Genomic DNA, 25611 nt, shown 5'->3' on the forward strand with positions numbered 1-25611 from the left:
TCCTCCCGATTCAGTTTCTCAGACGTTCCTCGATTTCAGGGTTATGCACGGTGCGCGACTCAATGGGGCGTTCATGGATCGGGCGCGGCGCCCGGCCCGCGTCCGCCTCGCCGCTCCCGGCGTTCGGGGGCGCCATCGCCATCGGCGACCCCATGCCGGCCGCGCCGCCGAGCCGCCGGGCGGCGGCGGCCTGCTCGCGCAGACTCCCTCCGGCACCGCCGGCCGGCTGATCCTCGTCTCTCTTCCGCACCCTCGGGCGGCGGCGGCCTGCGACCACGGATCTGCGGCCGCGGCGACTGTCTTCTTTCACTTCCTCTTCAAATCCAAAGCGTTCGGGATCGACCTTCGCATTGCTGACCACCACGCGGGCTGCGGATTCTTCGCGTTTTTCCGCGGTGACCGGTTCCGGTGGCCTGTGCGGAGTCGCGGGGGCGTCCAGCGGCTTGAGCTTGAGTACGGCTTTCTTCCCGTCCCTGCGCATCGTCACGGTGCCGGCGGCCACATCAACCCCGGTCAGTTCGATCCCCTGGTAACGTTCTCCCGGCTTGAGCCATACGCTTTTATCGCTGGTGTTGTCGACCAGCCCGGCCTGCGGCCGGCCGTCGAAGCCTTCATACAACGTGCATATGCGCAGGTGCTTTGCGAACCGGTCGTCCATGACCGCTTTTCCATGCCCGGTTTCTTCTCCGCCTTCCGCCGCCGCGGCACCGAACGGCGCGCGCTCCACGATCGGACGGTACCGGTCCCAGTCATGGATCGCCTCCGCCGTCCCCGCCGCGCAGAACGCGGGGAGAAGGACCGCTAAAACTCTGGCGGGCGCATCACTCATCTTCAGACGGTCACCGCGGCCTGCTGCGTCTGCTTCCGGTGCAGCACCTGGGTGCACATGGTTTCGATGTGAGCAAGAAAGGCATCGTAGCGCTCGTGCTCGCGGTTGAGGTGATACTGGAAGAGCAGTCCGGCGAGCGCGATGATCAAGCCGGTTTCGGTCGTGATCAGCGCCTCGGAGATCCCCCCGGCGACCATGTCCATCGTCTTGTCGCCGCCGGCGCCGGTCGAGAGCGCGAAGAACGTGGTCAGCATGCCGGTCACCGTGCCCAGCAGTCCGAGCAGCGGCGAAGCGGCCACGCATACGCCGATCACCTGAAGATCGCGCTGGAAGGGGTGCATCTCCGTGCTGCGGAATTCGTCGAAGTGATGCCGCATGTCCTCGGTGTTCTCCGCGCCGAGCACGTACTCCAGCAGGCCGGCCACGGGCACGTGACGCCTGTGATTTCCGTCGTGGTAGCGCCGCCAGAAGCGGCCGGCGTCCTCCCGGTACCCCTTGTTCGCCAGCTTCATCTTCACGTGCAGTCCGACGGCGAAGAGGAAGAAGGCGTTCACCGCGATGGCGATCATCGCCCAGCCTCCGGAGATCCAGATTTCGACGGCTTTATCCCATAATTCCATCATGAGGCACCTCCTTCGGCATGCGCCGATGCATCCGTATTCCGGCGGCTGATCTGGTTGAGCGCCGAGACGGCCACTTTCTCCATGCGGTCCACGATGCCTTTGGCCTTGCGGGCCAGAAACGCGTGCAGCAGCAGCGAGGGGATGGCGATGATCAGGCCGAACTCGGTCGTGATCAGCGCCTCGGAAATCCCGCCGGAAAGCATCTTCACGTCGCCGGATCCGAACACGGTGATGAGCTTGAAGGTATTGATGATTCCGGTCACCGTGCCGAGCAGCCCGAGCAGCGGGGCGCAGGCTGCGGTCACGGCTATGAACGGAAGTGCGCGATGCAGCTTGAGCCGGGCCTGAAGCACCTTCTCGAACATGACTTCCTCGATCAGTTCCTTCGACTCGTTCAGGTGATCCACGCCGGCCGCGAGCATTTCGCTCACGGGGCCCCTGATTTTGGCGAGCTGCCCCTTGGCCTGGGCGACGTCGCGGCGTCCGAGCGCGCGCAGCAGCGGCTCGATTTTCCGGTCGTCGGGCACGGGCACGCGTGCGAGCTGCACCCATTTGACCAGTGCGACCAGCAGGGCCGCCGCGGCCAGGCCGAGGATCGGAAACATGACCACGCCGCCCTTGCGGATGTGTTCCCAGACCGTCTGTCTGGTCTGTTCGATCTTGTGGGCGTTCCCCTGCGTCGGGTCGAAGGGCATGTGTCCGTTGCCGCTCTCGACCAGCGTTCTCGCCATCTCCACCATGGCGGGATCTTCAAACCCGAGCACCGTGGGCTGCATCGATCCGAGCCGCTGCTCGGCCAGGCCGGCGAGGTCGCTTTCATCCGCGCTGAAGTAGGCTGCGGGCCCGACCTGGGCGAACGTCCCTTCGACGACCAGGCCGCCGTCGCCGGCCGCGGTGCCGGGATAGCGCGTACCGCCGAGCATGGACTCCAGCCGCGCGACGGAGGAGGTCACCAGCTCGAGCTGATCGGCGAACTGCTCGCCGGGCGAGAGGTTGCTGTTTTCCGGCGCGAGCCGGGCATCCTCGAGCACGTCCTCGTAGCGCTGAAGTTCGGCGATATGAAGCTGCGTCTCGTAATTCCGCGCGTACTCGCCGAGGAGGTTGGCGAGGTAGTTTTTCTCGTCGCGCCTCGCTTTGAGTTCCTCGCGGAGATTGTTGAGGTCGAGATTGCGCGTGTCGAGCGTGCGGCGCACGTCCTCGTACTCCGCCCGGACGGCGCGCAGGTTCTCCTCCAGCCCGCTCAACTCCCTGCTCAGCGGGATTTTCTGATCCATGATCTCTTTGCGGAGCTGCGCGAGTTCGCGCTGGCTCTGTTCCAGCTTCGCGGTCGCCGCCTCCGCGGGCCCCTGTTCCGCCGCGACGGCCGGCCGCGCCGCGAACAGCAGCGCCGCCGCGCCCAGTCCGATTCCCGTGCGGATCATCCTGCTCCTATTCATTTTGCTTCTCCTCCGCTGATATGCACCGGAAGCGGCTTGTAGACCGCCGGCTTCTCATTGCGATAGATCGCGATGGCCTCCTTCACCTCGGGCCCGAGCCCGCCGACCGGCTCCCAGGTCCAGCCTTCGGAACCGGGGCGGCCGACGCCGCCGCGCGTACCGTCGAGGTTGGCGTACCAGGCCTGCCCGAGGCCGACGTACATCGTTTCCACTTCGGCCTGTTCGCCGTCGGGAAGCGGACGCACCTCGCTGGCGATGACGATCCGGCGGTTGAACTTGTTCACCTCGTTCAGCAGACCGACGACGTTCTGATAGCGCTGCGACAGCGAGAGACTGGTATCGCCGGGGTTGTCCGGGATCTTACGGCTGAGGGGCTTGACGGTATCCCGCAGGGGCTGGGGCAGCCGGACGACGAGTTCGCGCACTCGCGCCTCGAGCGGACCGATGCGGCCGCGCACGGTCTCCGTGGCCTGCTTCAGCGTCTCGTTTTCGTCCTGCAGTTCGCGGCGTTTCTCGTCGGCATGACCGATGTTCGAGCGCGCTTCCCCGATCTTCTTCCGCAGGCTCTCGATTTCCTCCTGCACGAGTTCGATGCGCTCATGGAGCATCTGCTCGGCCTCGCGCCATGCCTGCTTCTCCTCCGAGATCAGGCGCTGCGTCTCGACGTACTGATCGAGCGCCTGTCGGGCCGTGGCCATGTCAGGGTCCGGCCCGGCGTACAGCGGCATGGCCAGGGCCGCCGCGGCCACGAGCGGCGTTATCCGGGATCGAAGTGTCATAGCTGTGTCCTCCCTGTTTCGTTCATCCTGTCTTTCAAGTTTCTCTCCCGCTCACCATTTCCGGCTCAGACTCAGCGAATACGTCACGCCTTCCCTGTACGAAGTCGCTACCGCATCCTCCGGAATGTAATCCGAACGCCACACTTCGCGGATCGTCGGGTTCAGAATGTTTTCCGCCTTCAGCGAGAGCTTCCAGTGCTCCCGGAATTTCTGGCTGAAGCTGATGTTCATGCTGTTGTGCGGAAGCTGTACGAGGCTGGCAATGTAGTCGGCGCCGTTCGCATCGTCGCCGGCGATGAGCGTATCTCCCTTGCGGTTCCAGAAGATCCCCGCCGACGTGCCCGTGTGCCGGTTCTCGAACAGGAAGTAGGCGTTGAAGATATATTCCGGCTGGTTCTTCATCGGGCGCTCGTCGATCTCGTACTTGCCGGGATCCTTGCCGCGCAGCTCCAGCAATTCGGTGACCTTGCGCACGTCGCGGTCGGGGACCGCGACGGTGGCGTCGAGAAAAGTCGCGTTCCCGCCAATCGAGAACCCTTCCAGCCACTCGAACCACCGGCCGAGGTTCTGGCGGATCTCGAATTCCACACCGAGCACTTCGCCTTCGTCGAAGTTGAAGGGGATGATATACGGCGTGCTGCCCTGTGCGGGGCGCTGGGCGTAGTCGATCGGATCCTGGATGTCCTTGTAGAAGCCGCTTACCGACAGCACCTGCCCGTCGGAGGGAAGCCACTCGAGCCGCAGGTCGTAGTTCTCGAGCTGGCTGATCTCAAGTCCGGGGTTCCCCGCAAACTGCTGCCCGTTGAGGCTTTCCTGCTGCGAGACGGGAGTGATCTCCTTGAAGGTCGGCCGGCCGATCGTCCGGCTCCAGGTCCCCCGCAGTTTGACGTCGTGAAAAGGGCCGAGGATGAACCCGAGCGAGGGCAGAATATCCAGCTGCTCGATGTCCGCGTTCGCCAGTTCATCGAGCGTGGTGTTCATGGAATCGGGAGAAACGAAGTCCGGGGTTTCCGGATCCAGCCGCACGTTGAGCACGGTGGCCTGCTGATCGTTGCCGTCCGCGGCGTGCACCTCCGTGTGCAGTTCGGTGTGTTCCCAGCGCGCGCCGCCGATCACCTTGAGCCACGGGGTGACGGGCATTTCGCCCATCAGGTACTTTGCGTGAACGTCCATGGTTCCCGTGTAGTCCACGTCATCCGAGAACTCTTTGATCATCCAGTTGACTTCGTTGGTCATGGAGTCGTAGCCGAAGAAACGGGAGTATTCCCGTCCCTCCCCGTACGGCGGGGGATATCCCAGCCGTATGTCCTCAAGGAAGACATCGCTCCAGAGATCGTCGAACGTGGCGTTGGTATACACGGCATACGGGGTGCGAGCACCCATAATACTGGGTGCCGTGTAGTAAAAGGAGTCCTGCGTATAGCTCCGGTCGACGTCGTTCCAGGCGAGACCGGTCTTGAATTCCCCTTCACGCTCCGGTCCGAGCCGGAACGGCCATCTCAGGTTCAGGTCGGCGTAGCGGTTTTCCTCAATGATCTTTCTCCAGGCGCGCTCGGCAAAGTTCTTGGGCTTGCGCGGCCCGCCCCACTGACCGGTGCTCGGGTTATAGGCGGCGAGGAAAAAGCGGCGGTCGGGCTCGTTCTGCTCCGAAGCATTGTCCGCCAGCGACCAGTCGATCACGGGTTCCATCCATTCGACTCCGAGGAAGGAACCCTGAGGCATAAACGTGAGCGGGTTTTCGCCGCGGAGCTGAAGCGAGTCCATGCTGCGCTCGCGATAGATCAGCGACTGGTTGTGCCAGTAGAGGTTCTCATTGGTTTCATCATCCCAGCGGACACTCGCGGTATCTTCGGCGTGCTGGGTCCGCAGGTACGAGAGCGTGAGTTCATGCTCGTCTTTCTCGAACCCGACCATGCCTCCGACCCCCCACCGCACGGTCTCGGTGCCCTCCTGCATTTTCCATTGGTCCGGATCGGGGCTCTCATTGCCCTCTCCCGATTCGACGGGGATCTCGAATCCGGTGAATCCGCCGTTCGAGACCTTAAATTTGTCCTGCCCGTCATCGAAGTAGGAAAAGCTGTTCTTGTAATTCATCGTACCCAGCCAGCCGAACGAAGCCCCGGAATCCAGGTCCAGGCGGTCGCCATACGTGAATTCCCAGCTGTGGTCCACGGGCGCCGTGTCGCGGGAGGTTCCGATCGTATCGTTAAAACTGCGCACCTGGGCGTCGCTGTGTCTGAACCGCTCCTCTTCCGCCGGGGTCGGGTCGGGATTGTCGAAGTTGGGATGACCGCCGCGGGGCTTGGAGATGAGCGGCAGCACCTCGCCGGATTCGAGCGTCTTTTCACGATTGCCCTCGTCGACCCCCCAGTAATCCACGCCCCCGTTCCTGTAGGTGAGGAAGTCGTCGTTCCCGGTAGCCTGGCTGTTATAGGCCGTTCCCGCCTTGACCTCGAAAATCTCCCCGTCGGGAATCGAGCGCGTGACGATGTCGACCATTCCACCCGAGGTGTTGGCCGGGAGGTCGGGCGTGAAGGTCTTGTGGACCTGGACGCTGTCGAGCATCGCGCTGGGAAAAAGATCGAGCTGCACCGCGCGGACATCCGGGTCGGCGGTGGGCATGGCGACGCCGTTGAGGCGGGTATTGACGAACCGGTCGGAGAGTCCGCGGATCACGGCGTACTTGCCGTCCTGTACCGAGGCGCCGGAGACCAGTTTGACGGCCTCGGCGGCCGAGCCCGCACCCGCCTTGCTCATCAGGTCGGATCCGATGGCGTCCATGATCCCGATGTTCTCCGCGCGAAGGTTGAGCAGGCCGATCTCGGTGCTGCCGCCCAGTTCCAGCGGACGGACCACCATCTCGTTCATGTCCACGTACTCTCCGGGCATGGAGACGGAAACCTCGGCCAGCGTTCCGGGGGTCACGACGACACCGCTTTCGATCACCCGCTTGAACCCGGCCTTGTCAAACACGAGGGCGTACGTGCCGGGGGTCAGGTTCTCGAACACGAAATGTCCGCCGTCGACCGTCTCCGTCTCCGCGCCCGTCTCCGAGACGCGCACTGGAACCCCGTCGAGCGGGACCTCGAATTCGAGATCCAGCACCCGGCCGCGAATCCCCCCGGAAGGTGCGGCCCGTACCTCGAACCCGCCGCCGAGGACGAGGAGGACAATGCCCGTGATAATAAAACTGAAAAAACCGCGCCCCATGCTCGTGTCCCTCACCAGGGCTCGCCCAGACCTGCCAACATCCGCTCCAGCCTGCCCTCAAATTCTTCCGTCAGCGTCAGCCGGTAATGCCCCATCGAGGCGCACAGTTCGGCCACGATACGCGCCCGGGGGCGGCCGTTGTTCTGCTTCTCCGCGAGATCCAGCACCCGCCCGTAGTAGTCCCGGGCGCGATCTTCCCGGCCGATGGAGGCGAATCCTCCGGCCAGTGCGGTGATCGCCTCCATGCGATAGATCGGGCGGATCTTCTGCGCCTGCTGTTCGAGTATTTCGGCCGCGTCCTCCATAAGGACCGCGGCGCGCTCGGGGCTGTCGGCCTCCTCGCTCCAGACCTGTGCCAGTCCGACGAGCAGCGGGATATCGAACCGTGCGTTGAGGGGCAGTGATTTCAGGTCCTCTTCCGCGCGTTCGAGCACGGCCCGCCCCGCCTCAGCCGAACCGCCTTCGAACGCCCGCATCGCCATCCGGCGCAGGCTCTGCTGACGCATCAGGGGGGGGAGTTCGGCGATCAGGCCTTCGATGCGGTTGGTGATCTCGGAAAAGGCCTCCGTGCCGGAGGATGCATCAGGATGGCCGAGGAGATCCGCGTAGCCCTTGACCACGGCATGCCGCACTTCAAAGCTCTCGGTATCTTCGCGCGCCTTCATGTGATCCAGGGCGGACTGCACGCCTTCGCGCTGCGCGAGGTCCTCGATGCGCTGTTTCGTGACGCGGATCGATTCCTCTTCGGGGAGGTCGGTCTCGAGGCGGCCCGCCTCTTCCGTGTGATCCAGCGTGCTGTGGACTTGTCCGATGTGGGCCGTGATGCGGGTCTTCTGCCACCCGTCGATGGCATCGCGGAACTGACGTGCGAGATCGAGATTTTTTTCCGCGGCCGCCCTGCGGCCCGCGCGGGCGTAATGCGCGGCGAGATCGGTGTAGAGTTGGCCGCGCCTCCAGTTGCCGACGTCCTTAAGCCGCGATTCGACTTCGTCGGCCAGTCCGTGATGGAGGTAGGTTTTGAGCACTTCGTACTGTGCGTCGCTCCGGGTCACGAGGTAGGAGCGCACGGTCGGTATGGCGGTAGCGAAGCGGAAGCCCCAGTCGAGAACCTCAAGTTCTTCGGCGGGGATCTGCGGCGGCTGACAGGAGGCGGCCTTATGTTCGCGGTCGCGGCATCCGGTCACCGCGACGGCACCCGCAAGGAGGAGCAGGGTCAGACCTGCGAGACATCTGTTTCTGCGGCATCCGTCTTTTTTCGCCATGGGTTTTATTCCGTACCGGGCTGTTTCAGATAAAAGTCCGGTGGCGGGCCTTCCGGCCCGCCACCAGACGTGAGTTAAGCGGTTCCCGAATTCCTTACTGAACGCTGACGCGATACAGCAGGCCTTCTTCGAACTCGCTCAGGTCCGTAACGGCCTTCGTCGAACCGTCGCCGAGCACCGTACCGACCGGGTACCAGCTGTTGCCGTCCGTGGAGGCTTCCACCACGTAGGCCACCCCGTCTTCCGTCTGGAAGAACGTGGAGAACGTGAGTTCCGAGGTGGCGCTCGCCGGAGCGGTCGGATTGGCGGGCGTGTCCATGATCTCGCTGCCGACCAGCGACCAGCCGCCCTTCGTCCAGTCATAGCTGGGACTGAAGGCGCCGTAGTAGTCGACCGGCGTGAAGAACCCGTCCGCCGGAGCTGTACGCGGGGTGCCGAGCGCGACCGAGGTCGGGCGCGGATCCAGATTCGTCACGACCATGATGGTGTTACCGGCCGTGTCGTAGCTCTGGTGCGCCTTCCGGCCGATGTTCCGGATCGGGCTCTGCGAGAGCACGATGTTACGCTTGGAGGCGTCCAGCAGATCCACATCGCCTTTGTCCGTCGAGACGCTCTTGCCGATATTGTAGAACAGGCAATCGGCGATCTCGGTCTGGTACCCCTGCGTCTGCGTCCGGTAGAAGTACGAGTCATTCGAGTGACACGCCGAGCTGTAATCCGCCGCCGGGTAGTTCGACCATACGGTCGTCCAGCCGTCCGCGGAGCTCGCCCCTTCCGAACTGTACTCAATGTCCACGCCGTCACCGCCCATGTCCATGACGATGAAGTTGTAGAGCTGCGGGCGGCCGTTATCCCGGATTTCGATGCCGGTATCATCGGCCCAGCCGCCGCCCCAGGAGGCGTCCGAGTTCTCGCCCAGCCCGATCAGCGTGTAGTTGTGCCACTGCGACAGAGCGTAGGGCTGCGACTCGTCCGGGCTCTTGCCGCCATCCATTTCGAACGCGCGGTTGGCAACCCCGCCGCCGGATTCGGCCAGCCCGGGTTTGCAGGCGCCCTTCACCACGAGGCCGAACTGCGACTTTCCGCGGTATCCGCGGTCGCTGTCGAAGGCATCGTCCCCGATGTTGTAGGTGATGAGGTACTTCGAGTTGACCGTGCCGCCAAACCATTCAAAGCCGTCATCCACGTTGTTGACCACTTCGATATGATCCAGCTCGGTGCCGCGGCCGACCGCGCCCATCGTCAGGCCGTTGATTTCCTCATTGGCCTTGAGACCGAATCCTCCGTAGCGGATCGAGACGTAGTGCATCTCACCCGAGGAGTCATCGTCATCACAGCCGCCGAACTGACCCTCCAGATCGGTGACCCCCTCGATCTGCTCGGTCCGGTTGGAAACCGGGCCGCCGGCCGTGTCGTTGGCGATATACGTGTCGCCGAGCACAATCACTCCGCCCCATTCCTCGGAGATCTGGTTTTCGGCCACGGAGGTCCCGTTGTAGAACGGGCTGGTCTTCGCCCCGCCCGGAACGTTGTCATCTTCCTCGTTGGTGAATACGATCGGGTTCGTCGCCGTACCCATCGCCTCGATGTACGAGTCGGACGCAATCACGAGCGCGCCGGGATTGTTGTCCGCCCCGACCGTCTCGTCGTCGTCCAGACCGCGGATGACGGTACCCTCTTCAATCGTCAGCGTCGCGCCGTCCGCGACGAAGACGATATTCGACAGGATGTACGTGTTGTCCGAGGTCCAGGTCGTACTGGTCGTGATGTCGCTGGCGACCACCACGTCGGCGGCGTCCGCCTGCGTCAGGCCGAAGCCCAGCGCAGCCGCGGCAGCCGCCGCGATGCTCAGTTTTTTAAGACTACTCTTCATGATATTCAGTATCTCCTTATTCTTCTTCTGTTCAGCCAATCATCCGATTGCGCATCATTGTACGGCGGCGGAAAAATGCCAGACCGAGACCGCTGACGATGGCGATCACGCCCGTCGCGGGTTCGGGCACAGCAATCGCGCTCTGCAGGCCGTCGAAATCAACGGCATTAAGGTCCTCGCTTCCGCCGGGATCCACGGGGGCATCCCAGTCGTCCTGCGTGTAGTATCCCACCTGCGTGATGCTGCCCGGCGAAGTGGCCGAACCGCTCAGGCCGGGGAAATACAGCACGTACATAGGATCGCCCGTATCGTAGCCGGCGGGCATATCGCCCGTCGCGACCTGAGGGTCCGAACCGCCGTTGGACGTGGTCAGATCGAAAACGCCATCGCCCGAACCATCCATTGCGCCGTCCCATACGAGCAGGTCGTCGGAGTCCCATTCGAAGGTATCCGTCGCGAGCACGCTCAGCCAGGTGGCGTTGTTGTCTTCGTAGTTGGACAGGCCGGCGCCGTCGATCCCGTCGTCATCGATGTCGATGAAAACGCAGAACTTATCGCCGAGCTCAACCCTGTTGTCGTCAACGTCGTTGTAATAGCCCGAGATCCCGGCAAACGAGACATCGGCCATCGCCGCCCCGGCCGTAAGACCGATCGCGGCAAGCGTGAGAAGCACCTTTTTCATAATGATCGTATCTCCCTTGTTATTCATCAGTAGGGTTTCTGGACCGTGACCAGACCGCCGACTTCGCCCGAGCCCGTGCGCAGGACGAATCCTTCGCCCTCATCAAGCGTCTTGCCCGGAGTATTCCAGTCGCCCGTGAATGCGTTGTAGCTGACCGACTCCGCCGGCGGTTTGTTCTGTCCCGTCGCACCGTTGTCATACAGCTTCAGCGAACGACCGGTGTTCGCCGAAACGGAGGCGGCCGTTACATCGACCGGGAAGCCGGATCCGATGTGGTAGTCGTCTTCCACACCCGCCGCGACGATGAACGCCGCCTTCACCTGCGGCACATCGCCGGCACAGGCAAACGTCAGCTCCTCGCCGGAACCGTTGCGGATGATCATCTGCGTCAGCGGCGGCACGATGGTGGCGGGCGTATTCCAGTTTCCGCCGAATGCATCGTAACTCACCGTATCCGAAGGCGCGTCGTCCACACCCACGGTGGCGCTGTTGTAGAACTTCAGCGAAACGTCGTTCGTGTAACTGATCCCGAAATGACTTTCGGGGAACAGCGACGCCACGGTGTGATGCGGGATCACCTGGAATGCATCGCCCGCGCTGATATGCGTCAGCACGTTCGTGTTTTCCATCGTGAATCCATCCGTCCCGTTGTCGCTGATCGTGGTCCACAGGCCTTCGCCCGTGCCGCTGGTCATCCGGATGTAATAATCATCCGCATAGTCACCAGCGGTCAGCGTGTCGGACACCGTCACGCCCGTCGCCGTCTTCGTGTCGACCGTCGTTTCCAACGCATAGTCCTGGCTGAAAGGCACCGAGACCATTACGTCGGCACCGGCGGGAATCGTGGTGGCATTGTAGCCGACCCATTCCCCGGCCAACACGACCGGCGCGGACAGCAACAGGGCCGCCGCCGCAGTCATCATATGTTTCTTCGTACTCACTCCTCGTCCTCTCTTTTTCGGTTTCGGTTCTCTGCTCTCCTCCACCGGGCGACGGACCTCCCGCCGCCTTGCTCCGCCCTGCTGTGCAGCAGGACACGATTGCTCGTCATTCAAACTCCGGCAGGCCGCCCTCCCTTCTGTTCCCCGCCCGCCAGCGATGAACGACGCAGGGCATTCACACGTATGCCCGTTAAGAAAAAGTTAGGTCCGTCTGAAATATGGGTTAAATCGAAGGGAAGGGAGAACGCCGCAAAAACAGCGCCGCCGAGGCGCTCCCGGCTCGTCGTGGCACGGCATCCGTTTGCCATCGTGCCCCCCCCCTGAAAGGCGTATCCAGCTGCGTTCATGAAAACGAAAGACAATGCACACGATGACTGTTAGGGGATAGTTAGGGGGTAGTTAGAATTGTATGGAAGGGAAAGGAGGAGAGAGAAACGGGAAGAAAGAGGGGGACAAGAAAGAGGTTAACCATGAAGGGGGGAAGGGCATGAAGGGAAAGGCAAAAAATTGACAGGATGAGGGAAAAGGAGGCGGAAATATTAACCGAGCCTCTTGCAAAACACCCCGCAGCGCGGCGCCTGACGGCTTGCGTCGCAACGTACGCGTACTCGTACTCAGCGAAGCGGTACTCGTACTCGAATTCCTTGAATCGGGGGAGTGGGATCGCGCCCTACCCAAGAGGTGCAAGCCGAACCCATGCGTGAGGGTAGGGACGGACCTCCGGGCCGTCCGCAAAACCGGCGCGCTTAGCCTGTCCGCCGAAGGCATAAAGGGCCGTTACGTTCACGCACCCGGCCTGCCGAGGGGCAGGCGTGCGGCGCTACTACGAACGTTTGTCGTCTTCCATCCCGCCTCTTCCCCGAACGGCTCCACCACAAAAATCTGCGAAGAATCCCAAAAAAGCCTTTTTCGGACCCTCACACGTCCGAACGCACCGAAACGTACGCGGGCGCGCCATGTTCACGTACAGAACCCCTCGTGGCGACCGCCGCAGGCGGGCGACGCGAAGGGTTCTGCAAGAGCCTCTCCCTGTAATCAAATCTTAAACTCCTGAGCCTCTCCTATATGCCTATCTCTTGCCTTTCCCTTGCCTTTCCCTTCATGCCCTTCCCCCCTTCATGGTTAACCTCTTTTCTTTCTCCCCCCTTCCCCCCCTTTCTTCCGCTGGACAACCGCGCCGAGTGCGTTAGCATGGGCCCACCAATCCGCACCGCGGCCGATATGAAAGACACACAGAACTCTCCGGACTTCCGCAACATGCCCATCCGCAAGGTGGGCATCAAGGGACTGCGCTACCCGATCATCGTCAAGGATCGCCAGTACGAGTCCCAGCACACCGTGGCCCGCGTGAATATGTACGTGGACCTGCCGCACCATTTCAAAGGCACGCACATGTCCCGGTTCGTGGAGATTCTCAACCAGTACCACGGCCGCATCTCGATCCATAAACTCGAGGGCATCCTGCGCGCCATGATCCGTACCCTCGACTCCCGCACCGCCCACCTCGAAATACGGTTCCCCTACTTCATCGAAAAACAGGCGCCGGTCTCCGGCGCCGTGTCGCTGATGGATTACGACTGCGCCTTTATCGCCTCACTGGATACCAACGGCGAGGAACACCCCCCCGACCTGGTCGTCGAAGTCGACGTCCCCGTCTGTACCCTCTGCCCCTGCTCCAAAGCGATCAGTACGGACGGCGCGCACAACCAGCGCTCCTCCATCCGTATCCAGATCCGCAGCCAGGCCATGGTGTGGATCGAAGACCTCATCGAAATCGCGGAATCCGAGGCCAGCGCCCCCCTCTACTCGCTGCTGAAGCGCGAGGACGAAAAAGCCGTCACCGAACAGGCCTACCGGAACCCGCGCTTCGTCGAAGATGTCGTCCGCGGCGTGGGCGTGCGCCTGAAAGAAGACCCCCGCATCGACTGGTACCGCGTGGAAAGCGAAAATGCCGAAAGCATCCATAACCACAGCGCCTACGCACTCGTCGAACCTGAAAAGAGACGCTGAACTTCCGTCCCCGAACCGAACCCGACCGCACCCCCCTGACCCCTCTCCGCAATATCGTCATACTTAGCTACAATCCTTTCATCCGGCCGGGCCTCGCACACTTCTCCCTGCATCCGCCTAATATCGGCCGGCTCCCCGCAAGGTATCGCGCCACTTTTCGACCCCTTAATCGCAACATTTTTATATTTTCACTGTCTAATCTTCTATAAAGGCGCCGCGGACTGCCCTAGTTTACGGGCTGAGATGCAGCCAGTGCCGTGTCAGACGGCGGAGGAGCGAGGCGATGAAGGGAAAAGATGTGCTGTTGCGCGCGCTCGGGCGCGAGACGACGGAGCGGCCGGCGTGGGTGCCTTTCGTGGGCGTGCACGGCGGGAACCTGATCGGCGAACGCGCGGACGATTATCTGAAGTCGAGTGATTCGATCGTAAAGGGGATCCGCAGGGCGAACGAACTCTACCGCCCGGACGGCATCCCCGTGGCATTCGACCTGCAGATCGAGGCGGAGGTGCTGGGCTGCGACCTGCACTGGGACAGCAATGTCCCCCCGTCGGTCACCACCCATCCGCTCGAAGGCGGCACGGCGCTGGAGGACCTGCCGGACCTGAGCGAGGACGGCGGACGCTTTCCGGTCGTCCTCGCCGCACTGGACCGGCTCAGGGAGGAGATCGGCGATGAAACCGCCCTCTACGGGCTGGTTTGCGGCCCGTTCACGCTCGCCCTCCACCTCGCGGGCAACGAGATCTTTATTGATATGTACGACGACGAAGCCAAGGTTCGCAAACTGGTCGAACGCTGCGCGGACTATGCGATTCAGTCGGCGGGCTTCTATCTGGACCACGGGGCGGACGTGATCGCCGTCGTCGATCCCATGACCAGCCAGATCTCGGCGGAACACTTCACGGGCTTCGTCACCCCCGCCATGAACCGGGTCTTTGACTATATCCGCGGACGCGGATCGTACTCCTCGATCTTCGTCTGTGGCGACGTGAGCCGCAACCTGGACGTGATGTGCGGGACGGAGGCGGACCACATCTCGGTCGACGAACAGATCGATATGACCCGCCTGCGTGAGCTGGCGGAGAAGAACGGCAAGGCGTTCGGAGGGAATATCCGCCTTACGTCCGTGCTGCTGCTCGGGGACGAGGACGACGCGAAGCTGGAGACCCTGAACATCATGGACCGCAGCGGCTGCACCGGCTTCGTGCTCTCGCCCGGCTGCGACCTCCCGTACCACACCCCGCCGGCCAACCTGCAGGCCGTGGCGGAGATGGTGCACGACGAGTACGCCCGCGAAGTGGCGCGCAAGGTGCTTGCGGCCCGGGGCGAAAAGGAGGAAGAAACGTACGACGACATCGAACTGCCCGATTACGACGCGCAGAAAGCGGTGACGCTCGATGTCATCACCCTCGACTCGACCTCGTGCGCACCCTGCCAGTATATGATGGACGCGGTGCGACGCGCGGCAGACGACGCGTTCGTGAAGACCTATGTGAATGAACACAAGATCATGGTCCGCGACGGGATCGGCATGATGGCGCGACTGGGGGTGAAAAACCTCCCCACGATCTGTATCGACGGCGAGATCGCGTTCTCGTCGATCATTCCCGACCACAACACGCTGGTCGAAGCGATCGAAAACAAGGCGGTCGACAAGAATTACGTTTCGAAAAACGGAGGAGATCCGAACTCATGATCCCGGTCTGCCTCGTCACAGGCTTCCTCGGCGCGGGAAAGACGACGTTCATGAAAAGTCTGGTCCGCCGCTACGGGGAGCGGCGGTTCGTCTATCTCGTGAATGAGTTCAACCCGCGCGATATCGACGGCGCGCTGGTCTCGGAGGAGAACCCGGACGTGGTGTCCATCCCCGGCGGAAGCATCTTCTGCCGCTGTCTGGTGACCGAGTTCATCGGACAGCTGAAAAACGTGCCCGAACGCTGGCCCGAAACAGAGGGCGTGATTATTGAGGCGAGCGGGATGGCGGACCCGGGAGTGATCGGCGATATGCTGGCGGAGACGAAGCTCGATCGCGTCTACAGACTCCACCGCGTGATCAGCATCGTCGATCCCGGCACCTTCCTGAAGCTCGTCAGGACGCTCCCCAATATCACCACCCAAGTGAAGTCCGCGGACACGGTACTCGTCAATAAGACGGACCTCCACGAAGAAGAACAGCTCCGCGCCGTCGAACATGCGGTCCGTGAAACCGGCACGCAGGCGGAGATCGTACGCTGCGTCCGCACCGGAGCGGAAATTCCGATCTTCGAGTCGCCCGCCTCGGCTCTCGAGTTTCACGGTGAATACGCGAAGTGCCGCGATCCGAACTACGCGACGTTCGAGGTGCGCGCGGAAAAACCCGTCGATCCCGCCGCACTCGAAGAAGCGCTGAAGACCGGGGCGGACGATCTCTACCGTATCAAGGGCTACGCCCCCGCCCCCGACGGAGGCCTGCACTACCTCGATTATGCCGCCGGGCGGCTTACGACCGAAAAGACCGGGGCGCAGGGTCGCGAGCCCGTAACCGTCTGGATCGTCCGCGGCGGATGCGAAGATACACTCGCGCCCTGGGCGGAGAAGGTGCTCAACGACGGGGCATGACCACTGTTCGCATCCACCCTTCGCAAGGTGCCCTGGCCGCATCCTCATATTATTCCGAAATCCGGAAACCTTCTCTCGAGGCATAAAATGCGTCGTTGGCCTCGCGATCGACAACGAGCCGGTCGTCAACCCATTGCATCCGCACCAGCGCCGGACGGCAGGCATAGCGTTCATTCCCGGCGAGTTTGTTGGCGGGGTTGAAAAAGACGCAAGCCCACCACCGGCCCTGATGATCGCAGAAGAAATTACCGTGACCCCCGCCCGTAATGGTGTTGTGACGCGGACCGTAGGGACCGCGAATCGAGTCCGCGGTGGCGAGCAGGGGATCGTAACTGTATTTTTTCGGGGCCGGATGCTGGGCGTAGGTAAAGCGATCCCCTTCGGCGAAACTCCAGTAGGTCTTTACGAGGCGGTACCGGTCGCGGGCCTTGAACAGAAACGCGCCTTCGGCGTAGGCCTCGCGCGGGAAAGGCGTCTCGCGCGGATCCCACGGGCCTTCGGCCAATCCGCTCATATCCTCCCGGAACCGCGCGATCGAGCTTCCCTGGCAGGCCAGGTACACGGTTCCGTCGTCGTCTTCAAACAGACTGGAATCGATCCCGCCAGTAAGCGGCGCGGAGGGATGCGGGTCCACGTAGGGGCCGTCCGCCCGCCCGCTCGTGCTGCGCAGGACGAAAGTCGCACCCCAGTGTTTGTGTCCGGCCCACTGTTCACGGGGAAGGTGGATGTTGTGATTGATGCAGGCGGTGAGGAAAAAGGTTCCCTGACTTTTCAGGTAATGGATCTCCGGCGCCCAGACCGCGCGGCGGACCCGGAGGGTCGAGCGCATTTCTGCGGTGAGATCTTCCGGCGCGACGAGTCGGCCCGGCGTGGAGCCGTCCTTATCGTAGACGTAGTAGAATCGCTGCCACCCCCTGGCTTCGTCCAGATCCCAGACCAACCCCATCGGCGTCCAGTGTTTAAGATCGCGCGATTTCCAGAGCCGGATGCCGTCGTTGATATGCCAGGGATCCATTCCCGGGGCCTCGGTCGTACCCGTCATGTAATACCATCCGTCGGGGCCGGCGCAGACCTGCGGGTCGCGCATGAAGGTATCCAGGAGCGGGCGCACCGAATCGGGCATCCGCGTCAGAGATGCGTTCGGATCGGCCATGCCGTATTCGAGGGGTGCGTTCTTCTGCGCGCGCCGCACCTCCACGGCGACCGGTCCTAGCAACCCGGACGGGAACTTCTCGAGGCCGTATTCCGACTCGGGAATCTCTCCGCGCACGAAGGTGTTTACGATGGCTTTGTCGGGAGGGAACTGCGCATCGCCGACCAGCCGGTTCATCCAGGTGTTCACCACGGCGATTTCCAGCCTGTTTTTCCCGTTCCGGACGGCATCGGTAAGGTCCACGCGAAAAGGCGGCTTCCACCGCGTACCGAGATCGTGTCCGTTGAGCTTCACATGCGCTACGTCCCCGACGTCGCCCAGATCGAGCGTATAGGTCTTTCCGTCCACCGGGTCTTCAAGTTCGAACTCCTTGTGATACGTCCCGTAACCGGAGAAATACCGGATCCCGGGCCTGTTCGCCTCCGTCCATGACTTGAGTTCATCGAAGACGTACTCCGCCGGTGCGCCGCGGTTTTCCTGAAACGTGATCCGCCACGGACCGCTCAGCACCATCCTGTCCTCGACCGACGTTGAAGGTTCCCGCGGGAGTTCGCCTGCATGCGGATCAAAGACTACAAAGGTCGAGCCCCAGGGCGGCAAATCGACACGGACCGCGTCTTCGCCGACGGATTGCAGCCGGAAACGCGCACCCGTGCCGGGGTCCCATCGGCAGGGCGTCCCGCCGGTATTGCGGAAGGCCGCCTCCAGTTCGACTCCGCGACCGCTGCGGTTGGCGAGGAAGTAAACCTCGCGCCCGTCCCCCATGCGACGATGGACATGGGCGATTTCCGCCTCTCCGGCACCCCGGATCTTCACCTGGGGCGGGATGCCATGCTCTTCAAAGACCGCCGCCAGCTCGACGCCCCAGTGAACCCTCCCCCGGCCGGTTCGCTTCGACCCCGAGGGCTCGGGATCAGGCCCCCATAACCGGTCGGTGAGTTCCTGGATAACGGCATCAGCCCGGGGCTGATCGGAGAGACTGGGGGAGCGGAGCGGTTTCGGGCCGACGACGATCGCGCCCCTGCGGACCAGCCGGTACACGGCTTCAAGCGTTTCGGGGAGCATTGTGTCGCGCGGCGGCAGGAGGAGTACGCGATACGTCGCTCCATGCGGCATGATGATCATGCCGTCTTCGACGCGGGCGCGTTCGCGAATCGCGCGCCCGTCTGCGGCATCGTAGTCCCGGCCCGTCGGCAGGGCCAGCGGAAGCTCGTCGCGCCTGGGCGTGATGTTCGGAAAGCCGTCGCCATAGAAGTAGAGCACGTCGTTGTCGACCACGCCCGCCTGAAGCAGGTACTGGCAGCGGGCCAGGTAGTCAAAGAACGGACGTCCGTCCGGCATCCAGGTAATGTCCGGACCGACGTCGATCCCGGTAGGCCCCCACGAAAAACCGATCGGGCGGTTGCCGACCTCCGGATCCATCCACAGGCCGTGGATGAACATCCGGCGCACGCCCTCGCTGAACGCGTAGTCACCCTGCTTCTTCATGTCGAGCGGCGAAATCCAGTTCCGATGCCACTGATTACAGGTATAGGATTCGATCAGCGTGAAGTCGCGGTTATAGACATTCGCGGCCGATGCCGCGTCCCTGACCGTGTTGCGGAGATCCGGCTCCGCACTTTCGCGTCCCCGGTTCCAGAATTCGCCGCTGGGATAGTCAGCCCGGGCAACCGACCCGATGGTGTCCATGTTCGCCTGGAAAAAGTGCCCGGACTGAGCGGAAAGTCTGATCCCGTGTTCGTGACACAGGGCAGCGAGTTCGGCGAAATGGTTGTGAATGTGCAGATCACCGATGGTGCGGCGGTAGTCCCAAAGGACGCGATCAGTGGTCAGGGCATCTTTGACGATCCGGCCCTCAAGCACGGGCAGATATGGCGTCAAATCATAGCCGCGCCGCTTTCTGAACTCGTCGAGAAAGGCCCCGGTCCAGAGGTTGCCCTCCTGCTCCCAGCTGTCGACGTGAAAGAAGTCGAGCGCCTCGCGGCCGCGCGGACTCAGGTGCTGCAGGATCGCCTCGCCCATCGCCTCATAGTGTTTTCGAATCGCCGCCGCGCTCATCTTGTCGGCTTCCAGCGCGCCTTCATTGCCCGCCCGGCCGCCGGCGTTGTACGTGTGCGCATACGCGGGCGTCATGCCGAAACGGAGAATCGTCCATTCCCCCTCCGGCACCCGCCAGTCCAGCGTATCGTCGCCGTTCAGCCGCGCGGTCAGATGGGTGGTGCGCCGGGGCTCCAGCGCGGGAATACGCCCGGCCGCGGGCGTGGCCGCGAGGTGCCGCGCGGGCAGCGGGTCCCCTCCCCGGTGCATGCCGCGGGCATTGAAATAACCGCGCTTCAACGCGAAATTGCGGGGCGCCGGCACGTCCGGAGACCAGCTCCCCGGCTTCAGAAGCTGGACCTCGTACAGGCGAAGCTCACCGCGGGCGGCGGCAATCGGCTGCGCGTCGGTCACGACGAGCCGGAACCGCCGCGCGGTCACGGGCTCGAACGAAACCTTTACCGGCGAATAACCGTCGGTTGAAAACCTGGCCGCCGGACTATAGGCACCGTCCACGCGTGCCTCAATCCGCCCTGTGCGCACACCGAAACGCGGGTTCTCCTGAATATAGAGACCGTCCGCGGTCACCGGGCGGTCAAAGACGAACTCCACCGTGACGGGGCGTTCCGGTTCCGGGGCGGGAACGGAAGCCGCGTTATGACGATTGCCGTCCATCATCCTCCCGGAAATGGAAGCGTCGCCGGGTTCGCCGTTGATCAGGATCTCCGGGGAATGACGGTGCATGAGCCGGTCCATGCGATCCGGGGTCGGCCAGGCGACCACGGCGATATCTTTATAACGGGGATCGACGGAGGCGTCGGGCAGCTTCAGCGGTCCTTTGCGCGGGCCGGACACGCGCATCTCCGCAGAGGCGTTAAGCTGGTTGTTGTCCTCAGGCCCGATCCACGGCCCGCCGGTGTTCCAGGCGCAGCACAGGACGATCCCGAAGTCGAGGCCGAGCCGCTGCGATTCTTCAGCGGCGAAGTGGACGAGGTCGAGCCACTCTTCACTCATGAACGCGACCGGGCCGGGACGAACGTACCCGGGATCATGCTGGTGCAGGTTGGGGATGTCAAAGAGCAGCCCTCCGCCCAGCCCGACGGCCTTCATGTGCTCGAGATCGCGCGTGATCGCCGCGCGGTTGACGTTGCCGTTGATCCAGTCCCAGTAGACCATCGCCCGCGCCGTCACCGGCGGATCGGCAAAACCCGCCGGATCGATCCCGTCCGCTTCCGTGACCCGGCCGCCCGCCCGGGCCGTGAGCACTACGGCACAAGTTCCCGCCAGCGCGGTCAGAAAAACACGCTTCTTCATGATACTCCCCTTAAAACGCACCTCCGCTAAACCATCAAAGCTTGAGCACAAACGGTCGTTTATGTTAATGATTGGTATCGTATATTGTCAATTTATAGTTCTTCAGGTACACGGCCGCAGCCTTGATCCCCTCGCCGTATTGCACCGGAGCGTTGACCCCTTCGGGGAACGCGGCTTTGTTCAGATGGCCGCAGGCGCAGGTTTTGGTTTCAGCCTGGTGCTCGGTGACGATCAGCCGCAGGGGTGGCAGGTCATGGACTTGACGCTTTTCGATGCCCTCGACGGATTGATCGGCTAGAGAGCGGCCGCAGTGTTCGCATTCCTTCACACGGTGCACTTCGGTGTGCTCGGGCTTGTCGGCCATCGCGAGCGTATGGCCGGTATGGCCGGGCTGGCCGCCGGACTTGCGCTTGCCCTTCTTGCGCAGGCTTTTGGGCGCAGGTTTCTTGAAGCCGTCGCTGGAGGGCGGTTTGCTGCTGTTGCGCGAGTTTTTGGCGAGTTGGTTCTCAAGAGACTGAACGCGTTCTTCCAGAGCACGGATGCGCGCATCCATCATCAACAGTACCCGCACGACGGTTTCCTTGCCGGCGTCGTAGATCGCTTCGGCCTCTTGGCGTGTCATCACCTGCCCGCCCTCCCTTCGGTTCGGGAGCAGGCGGGTGCGCACAACTCCCGCCGGAACTCCGGGATGAGCGGATACAGATACACGTCCTTGACCGGCGCCTGGATGCGGCGGTCTCGATCGTTGCGGGTCCGCCCCTGCGTTGCGCCCAGGCGCATCCAGTTCGCGGCCCGGTAGCAGGTGCCTTTGAATCGGGAACGGTCCACGAACGTTTCCAAGGCATGCACGGGATGAGCGTACTTGCCCTGCCAGTCATCCCGGATGCGCCGGGCAATGAGGCCGAGGACGTGGCTGGCCAGATGCGGGACTTCGACCCAGGGCAGGATCAGGAAACGCGTATTGTTGGTCAATGCCTGGAGATTGCGTTCACGGCAGGCCCGATCCCAGCCGAGGAAACGATCCCGATCCGCGCATTTCCATGCCGCCGAACCGAACAGCGCACAGGCCACGAGCCGACCGTGCCGGTCGCGGATCAGATAGCGCAGGTTCTCGCCCACCGTGTTGCGATGGCCCAAGTAGTGGTATCGGCCCAGCAGCCCTTTGAACAACTGCGAGTTATCCGAACGTGGGGCGACAAGGTCTGCCGACAGGGGCCGCAATGCGCTCAGGTCAGAGCGAATCGGTTCGGCGGCAGGTTCTACGGCAGGCACGCACCGGTTGCGGAAATGATTGGAAGACGGGCGTTGACGCGCCGGCAACTCGATGCATCCGCGCCGCTCCAGCTTCAACAGCAGGGAGCGCGCCGCCATGTCCTTGATACGGCCCTGCGCGTTGCGCCAGTTCCAGCAGCGGCACAGTTCCCCGCTGAGGCGGGTACGCCCCCAGTCCCGATGCTCTGCCATCAAATCCCGGATCAAGGCGATCTCGCCGTCCGTGATCTTCCGCCCCTGAATGACCATAGCCTGTGCCATGGTCAGCAGCGTAGAAGACCACGCGATCCGAGTCCAGCAGAAACCGCGACTTTTTTCTGTTGCGCTCGGGGGGGGGTAGACTACGATTGTTTCAGTGGTAGCGCCATGGTGGGGCTACCTGAGTAGTTACAATTTATCATCATCAAGGCGGGGAGTCACGATGGGCAGCATGTCGTTTTCGCGGAGGGATTTTCTCAGGACGGGGGCGGCTTTCGCGGCGGCCCCTCTGGCCGCACGAGCGAAGGAACCCCGCCGGCCGAACATCCTTTTTATCATCGCCGACGATATGGGGTACTCGGACCTCGGCTGCTACGGCGGCGAGGTGGACACGCCCCATCTGGACCGTCTCGCGAACCGCGGCGTGCGTTTTACACAGTTCTATAATTACGGCAAGTGCGAACCGACGCGTACGGCGCTGATGACCGGGCATCGCAACACGCCGGAGATCGGGTGCTACGGCGAGCGCGCCGAATCGTTCCTTCCCGCCCTCCTGCGCGAACAGGGCTACCGCACGCTGATGGCCGGGAAGTGGCACGTGTCGCGCAATCCGACGGACCGCGGCTTCGAGCGGTTCTTCGGAATCGAAGAGGGCGCCTGCAACTACTATACGGGATCGGGGCGCATCAAGCTGGGCAAAACGAAATTCCCCGTTCCCGCGGAGGGATTCTATACGACGGACGCTTTTACCGACTACGCGATCCGGTTTCTCGATGAGGCACAGCACGAGACTCCGGAACAGCCTTTTTTCATGTATCTCGCCTACAATGCGCCGCACGACCCGCTGCAGGTTCCGGAGGAGGACATCGGAAAATACCGCGGGGTATACCGCGCGGGGTGGGAATACTTCAAGCAGCGGCGCTTTGAGCGAATCAAGCAGATGGGGCTGATTCCCGAAGACGCGGCCATGACCGCATGGCCGGAAAACCTCCCGCATTGGGACGAACTGACCGATGGGCAGAAGGACATGGAGGACTGCCGCATGGCGACCTACGCCGCCATGATCGACCGGATGGACCGCCAGATCGGGCGCGTCCTGCGGTGGCTCGAAAAAAATCGCAAACTGGAGAACACGCTGATCGTGTTTATAAGCGACAACGGCGCGAATCCCTTTGACCGCGGCTCGCGCAGGATGGTCGAAGCGGGAATTCTCCCGGGAGGCCCGGATTCACACTGGTCGCTCGGGACGGCGTGGGCTCACGTCTCCAATACCCCGTTCCGGATGTACAAACGCAACATGCACGAAGGCGGGATCTGCGGACCGATGATTCTTCACTGGCCGGAGGCGGGCTACGAGGCGGGTTCGCTCGCGCGCATGCCGGTCCATGTGCTCGACTTTCTGCCGACCTTTCACGCGCTCGCGGGCGGCACGGCCCGCCCGCCCGGCATCGAGGGCCAGGACATCTCCGCCGCCCTGCGCGCCGGAAAACAGTCGCGCCCGGACTACCGGACCATGGCGTATATGGTCGATCACCGCTACGTGCGGCGCGGCGATTGGAAGCTGGTCTCGGTCGACGGTGAGCCCTGGGAACTGCACCACCTGGGACGCGATCGCACCGAGACGGTGAACGTGGTCGACGAGCACCCCGAGATCGCCCGTGCGTTCGACCGGGCCTTTAACGAGTGGTACGAATCGTTCCGCAAGGAGCCTTTCGAGAAAGGCAAAGGAACGTCGGCACCGTTACGGATGGGCGACCGCGGCACCGGCGCACAGTACGTGCCGGTTGAAATGCCCTGAAAGCGGATCCGAACGGGATCTGTTTTTCTCTCGCCAGGCCGCCACCTGACTTCAACATTGCCCGAAGAAGCGCTCGAATCCCCCTGTGAACATTGAAGTGAGTTTTGAATCAGGGTGTCCCGGCGGAAAAAAGGGTTATTCGTGGATTTTTATGGAAGGGTTCCCGGGAAAGGTGGGATGCGGCAGATCGGAGGAGAGAGAGAGAACGATGAAGGACATGAAGAGCATGAAGGTTGGTTGAGGGGGGGACATATACTCGTACTCGTACGCGTACTCGGAGCGCCGAAGGCGCGATCCCATCCATCGATTCAAGGAATTCAAGCACGAGTACCGCTTCGCTGAGTACGAGTACGAGTACGATATTCCCCCGAGTGTCCCCATGTTGAACTCAGGAAACGGTGCGGAGTTCAAGGTAATTCGCACCCTACCCGAAGTACGGCGGCTCGTTGCCCGGCTTCCACTTGATGTTGCAGCCGGTGGAAGGACGCTGATTCGAGGGTACTTCACGTCCTTCGAGCACGGCATCGACCGCCTCGCGCAGGTCGCTGCCGGTCACCGGCCTGCCGCTGCCGGGGCGGCTGTCGTCGAGCTGACCGCGATACACCAGCTTCCGTCCGGCGTCGAAGAGGTAGAGATCCGGCGTGCAGGCGGCGCGGTACGCCTTCGCCGTTTCCTGGGTCTCGTCGAAGAGATAGGGGAAATCGAACCCCTGCTCTTCCGCCTGTTCCTTGAGACTTTCCGGGCGGTCATCCGGGTGCGTGCCCGGATCGTTGGCGCTGATCGCCACCGCCCCGAGTCCTTCCGGCCGGTACTCCTTCGCGATACGGGCCAGTCCGCCTTCGACGTGCTTGACGAAGGGACAGTGCCGGCAGATGAACATCACCAGCAGCGCCTCGCAGTCACGGAACGATTCCAGCGAAACCTGTTCGCCGGTACGCACGTCCGGAAGGTTGAATCCGGGGGCCTCTTCGCCCAGCTCCATCATGGTCGATGCGGTTTCCACCATGGCGCACCTCCCCGCCCCGATCACTCGGGGATAAAAAGCTTCTGTCCGACCTGCAGCCGGTCGGGATTCCTGAGGTTGTTCGCCTCGACGATTTTTTTGACCGTGACGCCGTATGCCTTCGCGATGGCCGAGAGCGTCTCGCCGCTCTGCACCTCGTGCTCGTACCCGTAGCCGTCCGTCCCGCCGCCCCCGTTCTGCGGCTGCTTCTCGAGGATGGTTTCCATCTCGCGGCTCACGTTCTTCACGATCGCCTCCCGGTCGCGCTCACGAGCCGCCTCCAGCTGATCGATCCTGGACTCCAGCGAAGCGATCCGCCGTCGGGTGGAAGCCGAAGCCGTGCCCGCGGTGGTCTGCATATCCTGCCGGAGACGGTTCATCTCCATCTCGAGCGACTCGATCTGTCCTTCGAGACGCCGGACCCGCTCATCCATGAGGCGCAGGTCCTCACGGAAACGCGCCGAATGCACTTCCGAGTTCGCTCGCGGCGCCGGAGCCGGCGACGCCTCCCAGGTCTGGCACCCGGCCAGCGAAATGACCGCGGCGGCTATGAGACTTCCCTGAATCATCACCCGTATGTGCTTCACGCTTCGCTC

18 protein-coding genes are annotated in these 25611 nt (G+C 62.8%); 4 read left to right on the forward strand and 14 right to left on the reverse strand.

Features of this window, described 5'->3' with window-relative positions; genetic code table 11:
• Positions 1-10: 10 nt before the first annotated feature.
• The 9 genes from L21SP4_RS10960 to L21SP4_RS11000 form a co-directional block, all read right to left on the reverse strand.
• Entirely contained in the window at positions 11-829 is an 819-nt protein-coding gene (locus tag L21SP4_RS10960) for a hypothetical protein (RefSeq protein ID WP_052882686.1), read from the reverse strand.
• Positions 830-831: 2 nt separating this feature from the next.
• Positions 832-1452, reverse strand: coding sequence for a MotA/TolQ/ExbB proton channel family protein (locus L21SP4_RS10965; RefSeq protein ID WP_052882687.1), 621 nt, complete (start codon positions 1450-1452; stop codon positions 832-834).
• Positions 1449-2888, reverse strand: a complete 1440-nt coding sequence (locus L21SP4_RS10970; protein WP_082116716.1) for a MotA/TolQ/ExbB proton channel family protein — start codon at positions 2886-2888, stop codon at positions 1449-1451. The genes L21SP4_RS10965 and L21SP4_RS10970 overlap by 4 nt, the downstream gene beginning before the upstream one ends.
• Positions 2885-3667: a DUF3450 family protein gene (locus L21SP4_RS10975; protein ID WP_082116717.1), complete on the reverse strand. Its 783-nt coding sequence runs from the start codon at positions 3665-3667 to the stop codon at positions 2885-2887. The genes L21SP4_RS10970 and L21SP4_RS10975 overlap by 4 nt, the downstream gene beginning before the upstream one ends.
• Before the next feature lie 51 nt (positions 3668-3718).
• Complete coding sequence (locus tag L21SP4_RS10980; RefSeq protein WP_144413846.1) at positions 3719-6892, reverse strand: TonB-dependent receptor; 3174 nt, start codon at positions 6890-6892, stop codon at positions 3719-3721.
• The gene (locus L21SP4_RS10985) at positions 6889-8139 is read right to left on the reverse strand and encodes a hypothetical protein (protein ID WP_052882691.1); all 1251 of its coding nucleotides are present in this window, start codon (positions 8137-8139) and stop codon (positions 6889-6891) included. Before L21SP4_RS10985 ends, L21SP4_RS10980 begins: the two co-directional genes overlap by 4 nt.
• A gap of 94 nt (positions 8140-8233) precedes the next feature.
• Complete coding sequence (locus L21SP4_RS10990; protein WP_144413847.1) at positions 8234-10012, reverse strand: hypothetical protein; 1779 nt, start codon at positions 10010-10012, stop codon at positions 8234-8236.
• A gap of 31 nt (positions 10013-10043) precedes the next feature.
• Positions 10044-10694 (reverse strand): hypothetical protein, encoded by a 651-nt coding sequence (locus L21SP4_RS10995; protein WP_144413848.1) that lies wholly within the window; start codon positions 10692-10694, stop codon positions 10044-10046.
• A gap of 26 nt (positions 10695-10720) precedes the next feature.
• The gene (locus L21SP4_RS11000) at positions 10721-11635 is read right to left on the reverse strand and encodes a TIGR02597 family protein (RefSeq protein WP_144413849.1); all 915 of its coding nucleotides are present in this window, start codon (positions 11633-11635) and stop codon (positions 10721-10723) included.
• 1221 nt (positions 11636-12856) lie between these two features.
• On the opposite strand from L21SP4_RS11000, the gene folE2 reads away from it, so the two are divergent.
• The 3 genes from folE2 to L21SP4_RS11015 all read left to right on the forward strand — a co-directional run bounded on the left by folE2 (position 12857) and on the right by L21SP4_RS11015 (position 16240).
• Positions 12857-13645, forward strand: coding sequence for a GTP cyclohydrolase FolE2 (folE2, locus tag L21SP4_RS11005; protein ID WP_052882695.1), 789 nt, complete (start codon positions 12857-12859; stop codon positions 13643-13645).
• 283 nt (positions 13646-13928) lie between these two features.
• On the forward strand, positions 13929-15338 hold the full coding sequence (locus L21SP4_RS11010) for a uroporphyrinogen decarboxylase family protein (protein ID WP_074041482.1): 1410 nt from the start codon (positions 13929-13931) through the stop codon (positions 15336-15338).
• Positions 15335-16240 carry a CobW family GTP-binding protein gene (locus L21SP4_RS11015; protein WP_052882696.1) on the forward strand — a complete coding sequence of 302 codons (906 nt, stop codon included), beginning with the start codon at positions 15335-15337 and terminating at the stop codon, positions 16238-16240. Before L21SP4_RS11010 ends, L21SP4_RS11015 begins: the two co-directional genes overlap by 4 nt.
• A gap of 49 nt (positions 16241-16289) precedes the next feature.
• Here L21SP4_RS11015 and L21SP4_RS11020 read toward each other — a convergent pair whose 3' ends face one another.
• The 3 genes from L21SP4_RS11020 to L21SP4_RS11030 all read right to left on the reverse strand — a co-directional run bounded on the left by L21SP4_RS11020 (position 16290) and on the right by L21SP4_RS11030 (position 22277).
• Entirely contained in the window at positions 16290-20744 is a 4455-nt protein-coding gene (locus L21SP4_RS11020) for a glycosyl hydrolase (protein ID WP_052882697.1), read from the reverse strand.
• Positions 20745-20808: 64 nt separating this feature from the next.
• Complete coding sequence (locus L21SP4_RS11025) at positions 20809-21366, reverse strand: DUF6444 domain-containing protein (RefSeq protein WP_144413850.1); 558 nt, start codon at positions 21364-21366, stop codon at positions 20809-20811.
• Positions 21366-22277, reverse strand: a complete 912-nt coding sequence (locus tag L21SP4_RS11030; protein ID WP_082116585.1) for a Druantia anti-phage system protein DruA — start codon at positions 22275-22277, stop codon at positions 21366-21368. The genes L21SP4_RS11025 and L21SP4_RS11030 overlap by 1 nt, the downstream gene beginning before the upstream one ends.
• 160 nt (positions 22278-22437) lie before the next feature.
• Between L21SP4_RS11030 and L21SP4_RS11035 the strand changes: the two genes are divergently transcribed.
• A complete protein-coding gene (locus L21SP4_RS11035; RefSeq protein WP_052882699.1) occupies positions 22438-24012 on the forward strand; it encodes an arylsulfatase in 1575 nt (524 codons plus the stop codon).
• 424 nt (positions 24013-24436) lie between these two features.
• Here L21SP4_RS11035 and L21SP4_RS11045 read toward each other — a convergent pair whose 3' ends face one another.
• Together L21SP4_RS11045 and L21SP4_RS13235 are read right to left on the reverse strand one after the other, a co-directional pair.
• A complete protein-coding gene (locus L21SP4_RS11045) occupies positions 24437-25018 on the reverse strand; it encodes a thioredoxin family protein (RefSeq protein ID WP_052882701.1) in 582 nt (193 codons plus the stop codon).
• Between the two features lie 20 nt (positions 25019-25038).
• Complete coding sequence (locus L21SP4_RS13235) at positions 25039-25602, reverse strand: LysM peptidoglycan-binding domain-containing protein (RefSeq protein ID WP_201774633.1); 564 nt, start codon at positions 25600-25602, stop codon at positions 25039-25041.
• Positions 25603-25611: the final 9 nt, after the last annotated feature.

The sequence above is a fragment of the Kiritimatiella glycovorans genome (genome assembly GCF_001017655.1).
GTDB lineage: Bacteria > Verrucomicrobiota > Kiritimatiellia > Kiritimatiellales > Kiritimatiellaceae > Kiritimatiella > Kiritimatiella glycovorans.

Bases quoted from the DNA above. Each gene is read 5' to 3' on its own strand.
- L21SP4_RS10960 (WP_052882686.1), bottom strand. From the start codon at position 829: ATGAGTGATGCGCCCGCCAGAGTTTTAGCGGTCCTTCTCCCCGCGTTC.
- L21SP4_RS10965 (WP_052882687.1), bottom strand. From the start codon at position 1,452: ATGATGGAATTATGGGATAAAGCCGTCGAAATCTGGATCTCCGGAGGC.
- L21SP4_RS10970 (WP_082116716.1), bottom strand. From the start codon at position 2,888: ATGAATAGGAGCAGGATGATCCGCACGGGAATCGGACTGGGCGCGGCG.
- L21SP4_RS10975 (WP_082116717.1), bottom strand. From the start codon at position 3,667: ATGACACTTCGATCCCGGATAACGCCGCTCGTGGCCGCGGCGGCCCTG.
- L21SP4_RS10985 (WP_052882691.1), bottom strand. From the start codon at position 8,139: ATGGCGAAAAAAGACGGATGCCGCAGAAACAGATGTCTCGCAGGTCTG.
- L21SP4_RS10990 (WP_144413847.1), bottom strand. From the start codon at position 10,012: ATGAAGAGTAGTCTTAAAAAACTGAGCATCGCGGCGGCTGCCGCGGCT.
- L21SP4_RS10995 (WP_144413848.1), bottom strand. From the start codon at position 10,694: ATGAAAAAGGTGCTTCTCACGCTTGCCGCGATCGGTCTTACGGCCGGG.
- folE2 (WP_052882695.1), top strand. From the start codon at position 12,857: ATGAAAGACACACAGAACTCTCCGGACTTCCGCAACATGCCCATCCGC.
- L21SP4_RS11010 (WP_074041482.1), top strand. From the start codon at position 13,929: ATGAAGGGAAAAGATGTGCTGTTGCGCGCGCTCGGGCGCGAGACGACG.
- L21SP4_RS11015 (WP_052882696.1), top strand. From the start codon at position 15,335: ATGATCCCGGTCTGCCTCGTCACAGGCTTCCTCGGCGCGGGAAAGACG.
- L21SP4_RS11020 (WP_052882697.1), bottom strand. From the start codon at position 20,744: ATGAAGAAGCGTGTTTTTCTGACCGCGCTGGCGGGAACTTGTGCCGTA.
- L21SP4_RS11025 (WP_144413850.1), bottom strand. From the start codon at position 21,366: ATGACACGCCAAGAGGCCGAAGCGATCTACGACGCCGGCAAGGAAACC.
- L21SP4_RS11030 (WP_082116585.1), bottom strand. From the start codon at position 22,277: ATGGCACAGGCTATGGTCATTCAGGGGCGGAAGATCACGGACGGCGAG.
- L21SP4_RS11035 (WP_052882699.1), top strand. From the start codon at position 22,438: ATGGGCAGCATGTCGTTTTCGCGGAGGGATTTTCTCAGGACGGGGGCG.
- L21SP4_RS11045 (WP_052882701.1), bottom strand. From the start codon at position 25,018: ATGGTGGAAACCGCATCGACCATGATGGAGCTGGGCGAAGAGGCCCCC.